Source organism: Streptomyces sp. NPDC043952 (assembly GCF_056435325.1).
In genome coordinates this window covers 30818-45600 of sequence record NZ_JBWKES010000040.1, presented here as the reverse complement: position 1 = coordinate 45600, position 14783 = coordinate 30818, and the positions used below count along the sequence as shown (strand labels likewise).

Below are 14783 nucleotides of genomic sequence, written 5' to 3'. Positions count from 1 at the left end.
AACCGATTTGGCGCTCCGGCCCAGTGCCTGTAATGTTTACGACGTCGCCGGGGGAACCGGGCGGAGAAACAAAACAAGGGGCTATAGCTCAGTTGGTAGAGCGCCTGCATGGCATGCAGGAGGTCAGGAGTTCAATTCTCCTTAGCTCCACAGAAGTCGAGAGCGGATCATCCGGAAGGATGGTCCGCTCTCGGCCTATTCGTACCCTGTGTCCCCGTCCGATCGGTGCCTGCGGTACCCTAGGCGCCATGCGTGCCGTACGCCTTCTGCTTAGCGGGCCGCGCTGATCAGTCCCGACCCCGGTGTTTCTGTGAGGTCGGCATCGGCGCGGCGTCCCCTCCTGCGTGAGGGGATTTTTCATTTCTGCAGGCAGAGACGATCGATGGAGCTTTGAGGATCATGAGCGAGACGAATCCCGCTGCCGCCGCGACAGGCGCGGAAGCCGCCCCGTACCGCTACACGGCCGCCATGGCCGCCGAGATCGAGGCACGCTGGCAGGACTTCTGGGACGCCGACGGCACGTATGCCGCCGCCAACCCCCAGGGCGACCTGGCGGGCGAGGACGCCGCCAAGCCCAAGAAGTTCATCATGGACATGTTCCCGTACCCCTCCGGTGCGGGCCTGCACGTCGGCCACCCGCTGGGCTACATCGCCACCGACGTCTACGCCCGGTTCCAGCGCATGACCGGCCACAACGTGCTGCACACCCTGGGCTTCGACGCCTTCGGCCTGCCCGCCGAGCAGTACGCGGTGCAGACCGGCACGCACCCGCGCGTGTCCACCGAGGCCAACATGGAGAACATGAAGGCCCAGCTGCGCCGGCTGGGCCTGGGCCACGACAAGCGCCGGTCCTTCGCCACGATCGACCCCGAGTACTACAAGTGGACCCAGTGGATCTTCCTGCAGATCTTCAACTCCTGGTACGACGACGAGGCCCGCAAGGCCCGTCCCATCGCCGAGCTGATCGCCCAGTTCGAGACCGGTGAGCGCGCGATTCCGGGCACCACGCGCGGCTGGAACGAGCTGAGCGCCGCCGAGCGCGCCGACGTCCTGGGCGAGTACCGCCTGGCCTACGCCTCCGACGCGCCGGTCAACTGGTGCCCCGGCCTGGGCACCGTGCTGGCCAACGAGGAGGTCACCGCCGACGGCCGCTCCGAGCGCGGCAACTTCCCGGTCTTCAAGGCCAAGCTGCGCCAGTGGAACATGCGCATCACCGCCTACGCGGACCGCCTGCTGGAGGACCTGGAGGAGCTGGACTGGCCCGAGGCCATCAAGCTCCAGCAGCGCAACTGGATCGGCCGCAGCGAGGGCGCGCGCGTCGACTTCCCCGTGGACGGCGAGCGGATCACGGTCTTCACCACCCGCCCGGACACCCTGTTCGGCGCGACCTACATGGTGCTGGCGCCCGAGCACCCCCTGGTCGACAAGTTCACCCCCGCGGCCTGGCCCGAGGGCACCCACCAGGCGTGGACCGGCGGCCACGCCACCCCCGCCGAGGCCGTCGCCGCCTACCGCGCGCAGGCCGCCGCCAAGTCCGACGTCGAGCGCCAGGCCGAGGCCAAGGACAAGACCGGCGTCTTCACCGGCGTGTACGCCACCAACCCGGTCAACGGCGAGCAGATCCCCGTCTTCATCGCCGACTACGTGCTGATGGGCTACGGCACCGGCGCGATCATGGCCGTCCCGGCGCACGACAGCCGTGACTTCGCCTTCGCGCGCGCCTTCGAGCTGCCGGTGCGCTGCGTGGTCGAGCCGACCGACGGCCGGGGCACCGACACCGCCGACTGGGACGACGCGTTCTCCTCGTACGACGCGAAGATCGTCAACTCGGCCGGCGAGGGCGTCACCCTGGACGGCCTGGGCGTCACCGAGGCCAAGGCGCGCATCACCGAGTGGCTGGAGCGCAAGGGCATCGGCCGGGGCACCGTCAACTTCCGGCTGCGCGACTGGCTGTTCAGCCGCCAGCGCTACTGGGGCGAGCCCTTCCCGATCGTCTACGACGAGGACGGCATCGCCCACCCGCTGCCCGAGTCGATGCTGCCGCTGGAGCTGCCCGAGGTCGAGGACTACAGCCCGCGCACCTTCGACCCGGACGACGCGAACACCCAGCCCGAGACCCCCCTGTCGCGCAACGAGGAGTGGGTCAACGTCACCCTGGACCTGGGCGACGGGCCGAAGAAGTACCGCCGCGAGACCAACACCATGCCCAACTGGGCCGGTTCCTGCTGGTACGAGTTCCGCTACCTGGACCCGCACAACGACCGGAAGATGGTCGACCCGGAGATCGAGCGCTACTGGATGGGCCCGGCCGAGGGCCGCCCGCACGGCGGTGTCGACCTGTACGTGGGCGGCGCCGAGCACGCCGTGCTGCACCTGCTGTACGCCCGCTTCTGGTCCAAGGTGCTGTTCGACCTGGGGCACGTCTCCTCCGCGGAGCCGTTCCACAAGCTGTTCAACCAGGGCATGATCCAGGCCTACGTCTACCGCGACAGCCGCGGCATCGCCGTGCCGGCCGCCGAGGTGGAGGAGCGCGACGGCGCGTACTACTACCAGGGCGAGAAGGTCAGCCGCCTGCTGGGCAAGATGGGCAAGTCCCTGAAGAACGCGGTGACCCCGGACGAGATCGCCGCCGAGTACGGCGCCGACACCCTGCGCCTGTACGAGATGGCCATGGGCCCGCTGGACGTCTCCCGCCCCTGGGACACGCGCGCGGTCGTCGGCCAGTTCCGGCTGCTGCAGCGGCTGTGGCGCAACATCGTGGACGAGAACACCGGCGAGGTCACCGTGGTCGACGCGGCGCCCGACGAGGACACGCTGCGCGCCCTGCACAAGGCGATCGACGGGGTGCGCCAGGACCTGGAGGGCCTGCGCTTCAACACCGCCATCGCCAAGGTCACCGAGCTGAACAACCACCTGACCAAGGCCGGCGCCGCCCTGCCGCGTACGGTCGCCGAGCCGCTGGTGCTGATGATCGCCCCGCTGGCCCCGCACGTCGCCGAGGAGCTGTGGCGCCGCCTGGGCCACACCGACTCGGTCGTCCACCAGGACTTCCCGGTCGCCGACCCCGCCTACGTGGTGGACGAGACGGTGACCTGCGTCGTCCAGATCAAGGGCAAGGTCAAGGCCCGCCTGGAGGTGCCGCCGGGCATCTCCGAGGAGGAGCTGGAGAAGGTGGCGCTGGCCGACGAGAAGGTCGTCGCGGCGCTGGACGGCGCGAGCATCCGCAAGGTGATCGTGCGCGCGCCGAAGCTGGTGAACATCGTCTCGGCGTAATCACGGCGCCTCTCGGGGTACTCCCCTACGGGCAGGTTCGGGGTTTTTCTGGAACCTCGGGCCTGCCCGCTGCGTTTACCGTTGAGGAGTGCCGCGACGCGTGGCGCACCGGCCCGAGGAGGAGCGTCGTGGAAGCAGTGATCATCGTCATCGCCCTGTTCTTCCTGGCCTTCGTCGCCCTGGGCGCCTACGCCACGGTCAAGGTGGTGGGCGCCGCCAAGCGCGGCGTGGACCGCACCATCGTCCAGGCCCGGCGCACCGTCGAGGACCACACGCTGCGCGCCAAGTCCTTCGCCCAGGTCGGTCCCGCCGCCGAGCTGGCCCAGCTGCGCCTGACCCTGCGCACCTCCATGCGCGCCACCCAGGACGCACTGCACGCGGGCGCGGCCGAGGACGAGTCGCTGAAGGAGTCCCTGGCCCTGTTCGAGCGCCTCAGCGCGCATGGACACGAGCTGGACGCCGACCTCAAGCGCCTGGGGGCCGAGCCCGACCGCGCCACGCTCGCGTCCCGGCTGCCCGGCCTGCGCGCCCGCACCGAGCGCATCACCCAGTCCGCCGACGCCCTGCGCTGGGCCGTCCGCGACCGCGCCCGCCGCTTCGCCGACGACGATCTCGGCACCCTGAGCGCCCAGATCGACATAGAGGCCGACGCCCTGCGCCACTGGACCCGGCCCGGCACCACCGAGGAGCCGGCCCCGGAGCCCGCGCCTCACTCCCTCACCCCGCCCACCCCGCGCCCGTCCTACCCCTGGCAGAAGGCCCCCCGCCCCGAGAGCACCACCTGACCTTCACCGGATCGCCCAGGTTCCGGGCGTGAGGGGGCCGCCGCCGGGCACACGTCAGGGGCCGGGCTGCCGCGCGCGCGTCCCGGCAGGTAACCTCCAGCTCATGTCCCGCCATGTCGCCATCGTCACCGATTCCACGGCCTACTTGCCGCACCGGACGATGGAGCGGCACGGCATCACCGCGGTCCCGCTGACCGTCGTCCTCGGCGACCAGGCGCTCGAAGAGGGCACCGAGATCTCCACCCGCGCCCTCGCCCAGGCCCTGACCAAGCGGCGCCCCGTCACCACCTCGCGCCCCAGCCCCCGGGTGTTCGCCGAGACCTACCGCAGGGTCGCCGAGTCCGGTGCGCGCGGCATCGTCTCCCTGCACCTGTCCGGAGAACTGTCCGGCACCTACGACGCGGCCGTCCTCGCGGCCCGCGAGGCACCGGTGCCCGTGCGGGTGGTGGACACCGGGATGGTCGCGATGGCCCTCGGCTTCTGCGCCCTCGCCGCGGCCGGGACGGCGGAGGCGGGCGGCACCGTGGACGAGGCCGTCACCGCCGCCGAGAAACGGGCCGCCGGCACCTCCGCTTACTTCTACGTCGACACCCTCGACTATCTGCGCCGCGGCGGCCGCATCGGCGCCGCCCAGGCCCTGCTCGGCTCCGCGCTCGCGGTCAAACCCCTGCTCCGGCTGGATGGCGGCCGTATCGGACTGCTGGAGAAGGTCCGTACGGCCTCGAAGGCGATCGCCCGCCTGGAGGAACTCGCCGCCGAGCGGGCCGGGGACGCGGAGGTCGACATCGCCGTCCACCACCTGGCCGCCCCCGAACGCGCCGCCGCGCTCGCCGACCGACTGCGCGAACGGGTGCCGGGACTGGGGGAGTTGCACGTCAGCGAGGTGGGAGCGGTGATCGGGGCGCACACCGGGCCGGGGCTGCTGGGGGCGGTGGTGTCGCCGCGGTGAGAACGGTCGCCGCGCTCGCGAACGGTCTGCGCGGTGCGGGGCGCCCGTCCGGTGGATCAGCGCCCGTCCTGCGGTGAGGGGTGCTCGTCCGTGGTGCTCGTCCGCGGTGAGGGTGTCGCCTCGGAGCGGTCGGGGTAGCGATTGGGCCGGGGCCTCGGGGAAGGTCACCCACACGAGTGGCGGAGTTATCCACAACCCGCCTGGTTTCCCCGGAATTTGACCAAGATCATCGTGAAGTGCCGGGATGCCCGATCCTCGTCGCATGGCACTTCGATCACGTCCTCGCACCGTCACCCCGACCAGCGGCCCCGGCCGCGGCCCCGCCTCCGACGTCCGCGTGCGGCATCGCGCGAGCGAGCACCGGCGTATCCGTCACCGCGCGCACGCACCCGCGGAGGATCTGCGGCACCGGGCGGAACTCCTCTTCGGCGAACAGGCCGTGCAGCGGCGGGAGTCGGGGAAGGCCCCGCCGGACACGGACGCCCCCGGAGCGGTGCCGCCGCCGGAGCCTCCCGATGCCATCGCTCCGGTGCCGTCGGACTGGCGGGAGCGGGCCGGGACGGCGCTGCGGGAGCGGCTGCCGGTGTGGTTGCAGTCGCGGTGCGGTGTGGAGCGGCGCGGGACCGTGGCGCTCGCGGTGCTGCTGGTGGTGGCCGCGCTGTTCGCCGTGCAGCACTTCTGGTCGGGCCGGCCCGAGGCGGTCAGCGCGCCCCAAGTGGTGCGTGCGCAGCCGACGTACGCGAAGACGCCCGGCGCGGACCGGGCCGGCGCCGCGCCTTCGGGCGGGGAGATCGTAGTGGACGTCGGCGGCAAGGTCCGCGCTCCGGGGATCCATCGCCTTCCCGCGGGTTCCCGCGTGGCCGACGCGTTGCGGGCGGCGGGCGGGGTCCGGCCGGGCGTGGACACCGACGGTCTCAACCGGGCCCGCTTCCTGGTCGACGGCGAGCAGGTGCTCGTCGGCGAGCCGGCCGCCGTCGCCCCCGCCGGCACCGCGGCGCCGTCCGGCCCAGCCGCACCGGTCTCCCTCAACACGGCCACCGAGGACCAGCTCGACACACTGCCGGGCGTCGGCCCGGTGTTGGCCCGGCACATCCTCGACTACCGCACCCGGCACGGCGGATTCCGCTCGGTGGACGAACTCCGCCAGGTCAACGGCATCGGCGACCGCCGCTTCACCGACCTCCGCGACCTGGTACGGCCATGAGCGCCATGTCCGCCCATGACACCGGCCCCGAGCCCGTGCCCGAGCCGGGCCCCATGGACCTGCGGATGGTCCCGCCCGCACTCGCGGCCTGGGCCACGGCGGCGCTGACCCTGGACGCGCCGACGGGCTGGACCGTGTGGATCGCGGCCGTCTCCCTGCTCGGCGGGATGGTCCTGCTGAGCGCGAGCCGGGCGGCCCCGCGGCTGCCGGGCAGGCAACCGGCCTGGGCCCGCTCCTCGCTCGCCGCGGTGCTGCTGTGCGTCGCCGCGTCGGCCACGTCGTCCGGGCTGCACGGCGCGGACGTACGACGCGGTCCCGTCCCCGGACTGGCCCGCCGCTCCGCCACCGTCACCGCCGACATCGAGCTGACCGGCGACCCCTGGCTGAGCAGACCCCGTGTGCGGGGGGACCACACGGCTCCGGTGGCGGTGCTGATCCGGGCGGAGGTGAGAGAGGTCGAGGAGAGCGACGGGAGGAGTACGCGGACTCGGGCGCCGGTGCTGGTGGTGGTCGACGGGGATGTCGCGGGGCCCGAGGGGGCTGGACCGGCGCAGGGGACTCCGGGCGGCTCCGGGCTGCCGGGCCGGGGGCGCCCGGCGGCCGGAGACGGGCCGGCAACGGCGGCCGAGCGTGCCGGGGTGCCGGCGGACGGGGTGGCGGCGTCGGTCGCGGGCTCCCGGACACGCGCCGGACAAGCCGCCTGGCTTCGGCTGCTGCCGTCCACGCGGTTGCGGCTGGCCGGGCGGCTGGCACCCGCCCTTGCCGGGGGTGACCGGACGGCGGCCGTGCTCAGGGTGCGGGGGCTGCCCGGAGCGAGGATCGTCGCGGGGCCGAGCGGGGCACAGCGGTGGGCCGGCCGGCTGAGGGACGGCCTGCGGGCGGCGACCGATGGACTGCCCGCAGACGCACGGGCGTTGCTGCCCGGCCTGGTCGTCGGGGACACCTCCCGGATCACGCCCGAGCTGGACGACGCCTTCAAGGCGACCGATCTGACCCACACCCTCGCGGTCTCCGGCAGCAATCTCACCGTGCTGCTCGCCCTGCTCATCGGCCCGCCAGGGCTGGCCCAGCTGACCGAGCGCCGGGGCCTGGCCCCGCGCCTGGGGCTCTCCCTCCGGGCGACCGCCCTGCTCGCGGGGGCGCTCACGCTGGTCTTCGTGATCGTGTGCCGGCCCGATCCCAGCGTGCTGCGGGCAGCCGCCTGCGGAGCGATCGCGCTGCTCGCCCTCGCCACGGGCCGCCGCAGATCCCTGGTCCCGGCCCTGGCCACGGCCGTACTGCTGCTGGTGCTGTACGACCCGTGGCTGGCCCGCGGCTACGGCTTCCTGCTCTCCGTGCTGGCCACCGGCGCCCTGCTGGTACTGGCTCCGGGCTGGAGCGAGGGGCTGCGGCGGCGCGGGGTGCCGCCGAGGCTCGCCGAGGCGCTGGGCGCGGCCGCCGCGGCGCAGGCGGTGTGCGCGCCGGTCGTGGCGGTGCTGTCGGCACGGGTGAGCCTGGTGGCGGTGCCCTGCAATCTGCTGGCCGAGGCGGCGGTGGCGCCCGCGACGGTGCTGGGGTTCGCCGCGCTGGCGACCGCACCGGTGGCGATGCCGCTGGCCAAGGTGCTCGCCTGGGGCGCGAGTTGGCCGGCCCGGTGGATCGCCGGGGTCGCGAGGGCCGGGGCCGCACTGCCCGGCGCGGGAGTGGACTGGCCGGGCGGCTGGCCGGGGGCGCTGCTGCTCGCGGCGGTCACGGTGGCCGTCGTCCTGGCCGGGCGGCGGCTGGTGCGGCACCCGTGGTGGTGCGGGCTGTTCGGGGCGCTGCTCCTGCTGGCGGTGGTGCGCCCCGCGCCGCTGACCCGCGCGGTGACGGGCTGGCCGCCACCGGGCTGGCGGTACGCGATGTGCGATGTCGGACAGGGCGACGCGACCGTGCTGGCGGCGGGCGCCGCAGCCGGGGTGGTCGTGGACGCCGGGCCCGATCCGGCGGCGGTGGACCGCTGTCTCCGGCAGCTGGGCATCACCCGCGTGCCCCTCCTCGTGCTGACCCATTTCCACGCCGACCATGTGGCGGGGCTGACCGGGGTGTTGCGGGGGCGGGAGGTGGCGGCGATCGAGACGACGGGGTTCGAGGAGCCGGGACAGGAGGCGGAGTTCGTCAGGAAGGAGGCGGCCGGGCGGCACATCCCGGTCACCCGTGCCGTCGCGGGCGAGGAACGGCGCACCGGCCCGCTGTCCTGGCGGGTGCTGTGGCCACCGGCGGGCACCGGTCCGCCGACGGGTACCGGCCCGCCGGTGGGTAGCGGTCCGTTCAGCGGACCCGGCCCGGTCGCCGCCCCCGAGTTCGACGGTCCGAACGACGCCAGCGTGGCCCTGCTGGTGCGCACGGGCGGGCTGCGGTTGCTGCTGCTCGGGGACCTCGAACCCCCGGACCAGCAGGCCCTGTTGCGGTCTCCGGAGGCGGCGGGGCTGGCCGGGGTGGACGTACTGAAGGTGGCCCATCACGGATCGGCGTACCAGGACCCGGAGTTGATACGGCTCGTGGCTCCCCGCGTGGCGCTCATCTCGTGCGGCACCGGGAACCCTTACGGGCATCCGGCCCCGTCGACGGTGGCCGCGCTGGGGGCCGGCGGTGCGCTGGTGCTGCGGACCGACAGGGACGGGGCGGTCGCGGTGGGCGGGGCCGAAGGCGCGGGCAGGGAGGTGAGGGTGTCGCGGGACGGCCCGTCCGGCTAGCGGTAGAAGACGGCCACGCCACCGTGGTGCGAGCAGGCGCCCTGGTGGTGGGCGGCGTAGGAGTAGGTGCCGTCGTTGCACAGGGCGGTGGCGCCGTTGCCGGCGCTGGTAGAGCCTCCCGAGGAACTGGAGCCGGAGTCGCCGCCGCTCGACGAGCCGCCGGAGGAGCCGCCCGACGAACCGCCGGAGGAGTCGCCCGACGAGCCTCCGCTGCTGCCGGAACCGGCGGCCGGGGGGTGTGCGGTGACGGTCACCTTCACCTTGACGGTCTTCGTCGCCGTGACCGTCGGCGCGGGCTCGGGTGTCGCCGTCTCCGTGGCGGTGGCGGTCGCCGTGACCGTGGCGGTCGGCTGCACCTTGGCGGCCGTCGGCTTGGCGTCGGTCCCGCTGTCCTGGCCGCTCGCACCCGCTCCGATGCCGATGCAGAAGGCGAGTCCGATGGCGGGCAGCACGTAGCGCTTGCGGGCCCACTTGGGAGCCGTGCGGAGGGGTGGCTGTGGTGGCCGCGGTGGCTGCGGTGGCATGGCGTACGGCTGGTACGGGTTGCTCATGGGTCCCCCCAAGGTGCGTCGGAGGGATGACCGTAACTCCGGATGTGATGTTCATGTGAAGTTTTGGTGCGGAAGTCTCTTGTTCGTGACACCGCGAGGGTGATGCGAAACGGGCATGGGGCGATCAAATGCGCTCAGTTGTGGCGCATACGCTGGATTCCCTTGATGTGGGCCCGTGTTGCCTCGAAAGCCGCAACAGTGATCGAATGGATCTTCGGCAACAGAAGATGTCGAGATGTACAGGGGTGCAGTGGATGTTCGGCCGCTGGCTGGGTAACCGGACGAATGGGGCGCGACCGGCGAGCCCACTGGGGGCGGTTCGGATGCCGGCCGGTGCGGGGGTGATCGGCTGCCGGGTGCTCGATCCGGTCAACCAGCCCGTCACCGGGGCCGAGTTCACGGTCGGCGACACCATGGGGCGCAAGGTGGTGACCGGGGGGACGGACCCGTACGGGTCGTTCCTGGCGACCGTGCCGGCGGGGGAGTACCGGCTCGCGGTGTCGGCCGAGGGGTTCACGCCCTACCGGGCCACCGTGCTGGTCGGCGAGGACTCCTTCGCCTCGCTGGGCGATGTCACCCTCCAGGTCGCCCCGCCACCGGAGCCGCCCGCGCCCGGCGAGTGGCAGCTCGACCCCGGCCACTCCTCGATCGGCTTCACCGCGCGGCACATCGGGCTGGCCCGGATCCACGGCCGGTTCAACTCCTTCGCGGGCGCGGTGCGGATCGCCGAGCGGATCGAGCGGTCGGCGATGCACGTGGTGATCGACGCGGCGTCCATCGACACCGGGGTGCGGATGCGCGACGACCATCTGTGCTCGGGCGACTTCCTGGACGTACGGCGGTTTCCGACCCTGGAGTTCTACAGCGACCGGCTCACGCACCGGGGCGGCAGCCGGTGGACGGTCACCGGCGCGCTGTCGCTGCACGGGGTGACCCGCACCGTGACGCTCGACACGGAGTACCTCGGGCTCGGCAACGGCATCGAGGGCGAGACACGGGCCGCCTGCCGGGCCACCACCGAACTGCACCGGGACGACTTCACGATCAGCTGGCAGTCGATGCTGGCGCGGGGGATCGCGGCGGTGGGGCCGAGCATCCGGGTCGACCTGGACGTGCAGCTCGTGCCCCAGGGACCCAAGGGCTGACCTGGCGCTTCGCTGCCGCGGGCGTGTCGGACAATGGCGGCGTGAGCGATGTGAGACATGTGCTGGTGCTGCCCGACCGGGACGCGGCCGAGGAGGCGGCGGAGGCGCTCGGGGAGCGGTTCGCCCTCGACGAGGAACCCCGGCTGCTCCGGGACGCGCTGGCCGGCGAGGACGACGCCGAGGACGCGCAGTGGCTGGTCGTACTGGCCGACGAGGAGGAGCGGCTGGACCCGCGGGAACTGGACGAGTTCGCGGGGGAGTGGGACGGGTGGCGCGAGGAGCCGTAGCCCGCCGGGGGTCGCGGGCCGTGAGCCGGGGCGTTGTCGGTGGGGCGTGGGATGCTTGGTGCGATGGCCAGGAAGACTGCGAATGACGACGTTCTCGCCCCGGTGACGCTTGCCGTGGGCCAGGAGGACCTGCTGCTGGACCGCGCCGTGCGGGAGGTGGTCGCCGCCGCGCGCGCCGCCGACGCCGACACGGATGTACGGGACCTGACCCCGGACCAGTTGCAGCCCGGCACGCTCGCCGAGCTGACCAGCCCGTCGCTGTTCGCCGAGCGCAAGGTCGTCGTCGTACGCAATGCGCAGGATCTGTCGGCCGACACCGTCAAGGACGTGAAGGGGTACCTCGGCTCGCCCGCCGAGGAGATCACGCTGGTGCTGCTGCACGCGGGCGGCGCCAAGGGCAAGGGCCTGCTGGACGCCGCGCGCAAGGCGGGGGCGCGGGAGGTGGCCTGCCCGAAGATGACCAAGCCGGCGGACCGGCTGGCGTTCGTGCGGGGGGAGTTCCGTACGGCGGGGCGGTCCGCTACGCCCGAGGCGTGCCAGGCGCTGTGCGACGCGATCGGGAGTGATCTGCGGGAGCTGGCGTCGGCGGTGGCGCAGTTGACCGCGGATGTCGAGGGGACGATCGACGAGGCCGTCGTCGGGCGGTACTACACCGGGCGGGCCGAGGCCTCCAGTTTCACGGTCGCGGACCGGGCGGTGGAGGGGCGTACGGCGGAGGCGCTGGAGGCGCTGCGGTGGTCGCTGTCGACGGGGGTGGCGCCGGTGATGATCACGAGCGCGTTGGCGCAGGGGGTGCGGGCGATCGGGAAGCTGTCGTCGGCGCGGGGCGGGCGGCCGGGGGATCTGGCGCGGGAGCTGGGGATGCCGCCGTGGAAGATCGACCGGGTACGGCAGCAGATGCGGGGGTGGACGCCGGACGGGGTCTCGGTGGCGATGCGGGCGATCGCGGAGGCGGACGCGGGGGTGAAGGGCGGGGGCGACGATCCCGAGTACGCCCTGGAAAAAGCGGTGGTCACCATCGCCCACGCGGCCCGCTCCCGCGGCCGGGGATAGCGACCGAGGGCAACGCCCCCAGGGGCTCCACCCCGCCCCACCGCGCCCGCCCTCGACCCTCCGCCGAACCCGCCATCCCTGCCGTCCCCCCGTTCCTCCCAGCCGGACCCACCGGCCCCCGACACGCCGAAAACCCCGCCCCTCACCCTGGGGAAGGGCAGATGAGGCGGGGTTTTCGGGTCAGGATGTTGAAGCCTCACCCGCGTGGCGAACGCAGGCCGCGTGAGGCTTCGGGGCTGCCGGTCGGGAGCGGATGAGAGAGGGCCCGCTCTGGGTCTTTCCGGCGGTCAGATCAAAGGGGTGGTTCAGCCCTGGAGGGACGCGACCTTGGAAGCAAGCGCCGACTTCTTGTTGGCGGCCTGGTTCTTGTGGATGACGCCCTTGGAGACGGCCTTGTCGAGCGCACGCGCGGCAGCGCGCTGGAGCTCGACGGCCTTGGCGGTGTCACCCGCGGCAGCGGCCTCACGGGCCTTGCGGATCGCGGTCTTCAGGGAGGACTTGACGGCCTTGTTGCGCAGCCGCGCCTTCTCGTTGGTCTTGATCCGCTTGATCTGGGACTTGATGTTCGCCACGAAGGAGCCTTTTCAGGTTCAGGCACGGGGCCGCACGGGACCCGTACCGGTGATCCAAAATTTCTCTGATCGTGCCTCGGCCGAGAGGGCATGAGGCACAGCCATCTACAGTACCAGTGGCCCTGCGAGCGGCCCAAAACGCCCTTCGGTCCCTCCGCGTGGGACCATGGAGACTACGTATCGATCCGACCCGAGGCATAAGGCGCCTCAAGAGACAGGACCCTGCGTGCCCGCGACCCCTAACCACGTGCCCGAGCCGAGCCGTACCGCCCCGGCGCTGATCCGCAACTTCTGCATCATCGCGCACATCGACCACGGCAAGTCCACGCTCGCCGACCGGATGCTCCAGCTGACCGGCGTGGTCGAGCAGCGGCAGATGCGCGCTCAGTACCTCGACCGGATGGACATCGAGCGCGAGCGCGGCATCACGATCAAGTCCCAGGCGGTGCGTCTGCCCTGGGCCCCCACCGAGGGCCCCGACCAGGGCACCACGCACATCCTCAACATGATCGACACTCCGGGGCACGTCGACTTCACCTACGAGGTCTCGCGGTCGCTGGCCGCCTGCGAGGGCACCATCCTCCTCGTCGACGCCGCCCAGGGCATCGAGGCGCAGACCCTCGCCAACCTCTACCTGGCGATGGAGAACGACCTCAAGATCATCCCGGTGCTCAACAAGATCGACCTGCCGGCGGCCCAGCCGGAGAAGTTCGCCGAGGAGCTGGCGAACCTGGTCGGCTGCGAGCCGGAGGACGTGCTCAAGGTCTCCGCCAAGACGGGTCTCGGCGTCGAGGCGCTGCTGGACAAGGTCGTCCAGGAGATCCCGGCCCCGGTCGGTGTCGCCGACGCCCCCGCCCGCGCGATGATCTTCGACTCGGTCTACGACTCCTACCGCGGTGTCGTGACGTACGTGCGTGTCATCGACGGCCAGCTCAACAAGCGCGAGCGCATCAAGATGATGTCGACCGGCGCGACCCACGAGCTGCTGGAGATCGGTGTCAGCTCGCCCGAGATGCTCCCGGCCGACGGCCTGGGCGTCGGCGAGGTGGGCTATCTGATCACCGGTGTGAAGGACGTCCGCCAGTCCAAGGTCGGTGACACCGTCACCAGCCAGCACAAGGGCGCCACCGAGGCCCTCGGCGGCTACAAGGACCCCAAGCCGATGGTGTTCTCGGGCCTGTACCCGCTGGACGGCTCCGACTACCCCGAGCTGCGCGAGGCCCTGGACAAGCTCCAGCTCAACGACGCCGCGCTGGTCTACGAGCCGGAGACCTCCGCCGCCCTCGGCTTCGGCTTCCGCGTCGGCTTCCTCGGCCTGCTGCACCTGGACGTGATCCGCGAGCGCCTGGAGCGCGAGTTCGGCCTCGACCTGATCGCCACCGCCCCGAACGTGGTCTACCGCGTGGTCATGGAGGACGGCAGCGAGCACACGGTGACCAACCCGAGCGAGTTCCCCGAAGGGAAGATCGACGAGGTCTACGAGCCGGTCGTACGGGCCACCATCCTCGCCCCCACCGAGTTCATCGGCGCGATCATGGAGCTGTGCCAGACCCGGCGCGGCACCCTGCTCGGCATGGACTACCTCTCCGAGGACCGCGTCGAGATCCGCTACACGCTGCCGCTCGCGGAGATCGTCTTCGACTTCTTCGACCAGCTGAAGTCCAAGACCCGCGGCTACGCCTCGCTCGACTACGAGCCCACCGGCGAGCAGTCCAGCAGCCTGGTCAAGGTCGACATCCTGCTGCACGGCGACAAGGTGGACGCCTTCTCCGCGATCACCCACAAGGACCAGGCGTACGCGTACGGCGTGCGGCTCGTCGCCAAGCTCAGGGAGCTGATCCCGCGGCAGAGCTTCGAGGTGCCGGTCCAGGCCGCCGTCGGCTCGCGGGTGATCGCCCGCGAGACCATCCGCGCCATCCGCAAGGACGTCCTCGCCAAGTGCTACGGCGGCGACATCTCCCGTAAGCGCAAGCTGCTGGAGAAGCAGAAGGAAGGCAAGAAGCGGATGAAGATGGTGGGTTCGGTGGAGGTTCCGCAGGAGGCCTTCATCGCGGTCCTCTCCAGCGATGACAGCGCGGGGTCGGCCAAGGGCAAGAAGTGACCGGGGGCATCGGTCGGTAACCGAAGGTAACAAGCGGTTGCGTCCGCAAAACGGACACCAGGGGGCCCGTCGTGCGAAAGCGCGGCGGGCCTTCGCGCGCCCGTGCCGTCACTCCGTGTCGCCGACGCGGGGAAAGAGACAGGGTGAAG

At 72.2% G+C, this 14783-nt stretch carries 11 protein-coding genes and 1 tRNA gene; 10 read left to right on the top strand and 2 right to left on the bottom strand.

What is annotated here, in order from left to right; translation table 11 throughout:
• Window positions 1-77: 77 nt before the first annotated feature.
• The 6 genes from AC069R_RS29730 to AC069R_RS29705 all read left to right on the top strand — a co-directional run bounded on the left by AC069R_RS29730 (window position 78) and on the right by AC069R_RS29705 (window position 8925).
• A tRNA-Ala gene (locus AC069R_RS29730) sits at window positions 78-150 on the top strand.
• A 249-nt stretch (window positions 151-399) separates the two neighbouring features.
• The gene (gene leuS / locus AC069R_RS29725; protein ID WP_478769845.1) at window positions 400-3273 is read left to right on the top strand and encodes a leucine--tRNA ligase; all 2874 of its coding nucleotides are present in this window, start codon (window positions 400-402) and stop codon (window positions 3271-3273) included.
• A gap of 128 nt (window positions 3274-3401) precedes the next feature.
• Entirely contained in the window at window positions 3402-4058 is a 657-nt protein-coding gene (locus AC069R_RS29720) for a hypothetical protein (RefSeq protein ID WP_478769844.1), read from the top strand.
• A gap of 103 nt (window positions 4059-4161) precedes the next feature.
• A complete protein-coding gene (locus tag AC069R_RS29715) occupies window positions 4162-5007 on the top strand; it encodes a DegV family protein (protein ID WP_478769843.1) in 846 nt (281 codons plus the stop codon).
• A 262-nt stretch (window positions 5008-5269) separates the two neighbouring features.
• Window positions 5270-6211, top strand: coding sequence for a ComEA family DNA-binding protein (locus tag AC069R_RS29710; RefSeq protein ID WP_478769842.1), 942 nt, complete (start codon window positions 5270-5272; stop codon window positions 6209-6211).
• The gene (locus AC069R_RS29705) at window positions 6208-8925 is read left to right on the top strand and encodes a ComEC/Rec2 family competence protein (RefSeq protein ID WP_478769841.1); all 2718 of its coding nucleotides are present in this window, start codon (window positions 6208-6210) and stop codon (window positions 8923-8925) included. Before AC069R_RS29710 ends, AC069R_RS29705 begins: the two co-directional genes overlap by 4 nt.
• Here AC069R_RS29705 and AC069R_RS29700 read toward each other — a convergent pair.
• A complete protein-coding gene (locus AC069R_RS29700) occupies window positions 8922-9476 on the bottom strand; it encodes a DUF3761 domain-containing protein (protein ID WP_478769840.1) in 555 nt (184 codons plus the stop codon). The genes AC069R_RS29705 and AC069R_RS29700 overlap by 4 nt on opposite strands.
• A 254-nt stretch (window positions 9477-9730) precedes the next feature.
• On the opposite strand from AC069R_RS29700, the gene AC069R_RS29695 reads away from it, so the two are divergent.
• The 3 genes from AC069R_RS29695 to holA all read left to right on the top strand — a co-directional run bounded on the left by AC069R_RS29695 (window position 9731) and on the right by holA (window position 11961).
• On the top strand, window positions 9731-10621 hold the full coding sequence (locus tag AC069R_RS29695) for a YceI family protein (RefSeq protein ID WP_478769854.1): 891 nt from the start codon (window positions 9731-9733) through the stop codon (window positions 10619-10621).
• 41 nt (window positions 10622-10662) lie between these two features.
• On the top strand, window positions 10663-10908 hold the full coding sequence (locus AC069R_RS29690) for a hypothetical protein (RefSeq protein WP_471058786.1): 246 nt from the start codon (window positions 10663-10665) through the stop codon (window positions 10906-10908).
• 63 nt (window positions 10909-10971) lie between these two features.
• Entirely contained in the window at window positions 10972-11961 is a 990-nt protein-coding gene (holA, locus tag AC069R_RS29685; protein ID WP_478769839.1) for a DNA polymerase III subunit delta, read from the top strand.
• Window positions 11962-12266: 305 nt separating this feature from the next.
• Here holA and rpsT read toward each other — a convergent pair whose 3' ends face one another.
• Window positions 12267-12533: a 30S ribosomal protein S20 gene (gene rpsT, locus AC069R_RS29680; protein ID WP_478769838.1), complete on the bottom strand. Its 267-nt coding sequence runs from the start codon at window positions 12531-12533 to the stop codon at window positions 12267-12269.
• 226 nt (window positions 12534-12759) lie between these two features.
• Here rpsT and lepA point away from each other — a divergent pair, with 226 nt between their 5' ends.
• The gene (lepA, locus tag AC069R_RS29675) at window positions 12760-14634 is read left to right on the top strand and encodes a translation elongation factor 4 (RefSeq protein ID WP_397985998.1); all 1875 of its coding nucleotides are present in this window, start codon (window positions 12760-12762) and stop codon (window positions 14632-14634) included.
• Window positions 14635-14783: the final 149 nt, after the last annotated feature.

Coding starts and splice junctions, on each gene's coding strand:
- leuS (WP_478769845.1), top strand. CDS start 400: ATGAGCGAGACGAATCCCGCTGCCGCCGCGACAGGCGCGGAAGCCGCC.
- AC069R_RS29715 (WP_478769843.1), top strand. CDS start 4,162: ATGTCCCGCCATGTCGCCATCGTCACCGATTCCACGGCCTACTTGCCG.
- AC069R_RS29705 (WP_478769841.1), top strand. CDS start 6,208: ATGAGCGCCATGTCCGCCCATGACACCGGCCCCGAGCCCGTGCCCGAG.
- AC069R_RS29710 (WP_478769842.1), top strand. CDS start 5,270: ATGGCACTTCGATCACGTCCTCGCACCGTCACCCCGACCAGCGGCCCC.
- AC069R_RS29695 (WP_478769854.1), top strand. CDS start 9,731: ATGTTCGGCCGCTGGCTGGGTAACCGGACGAATGGGGCGCGACCGGCG.
- AC069R_RS29700 (WP_478769840.1), bottom strand. CDS start 9,476: ATGAGCAACCCGTACCAGCCGTACGCCATGCCACCGCAGCCACCGCGG.
- holA (WP_478769839.1), top strand. CDS start 10,972: ATGGCCAGGAAGACTGCGAATGACGACGTTCTCGCCCCGGTGACGCTT.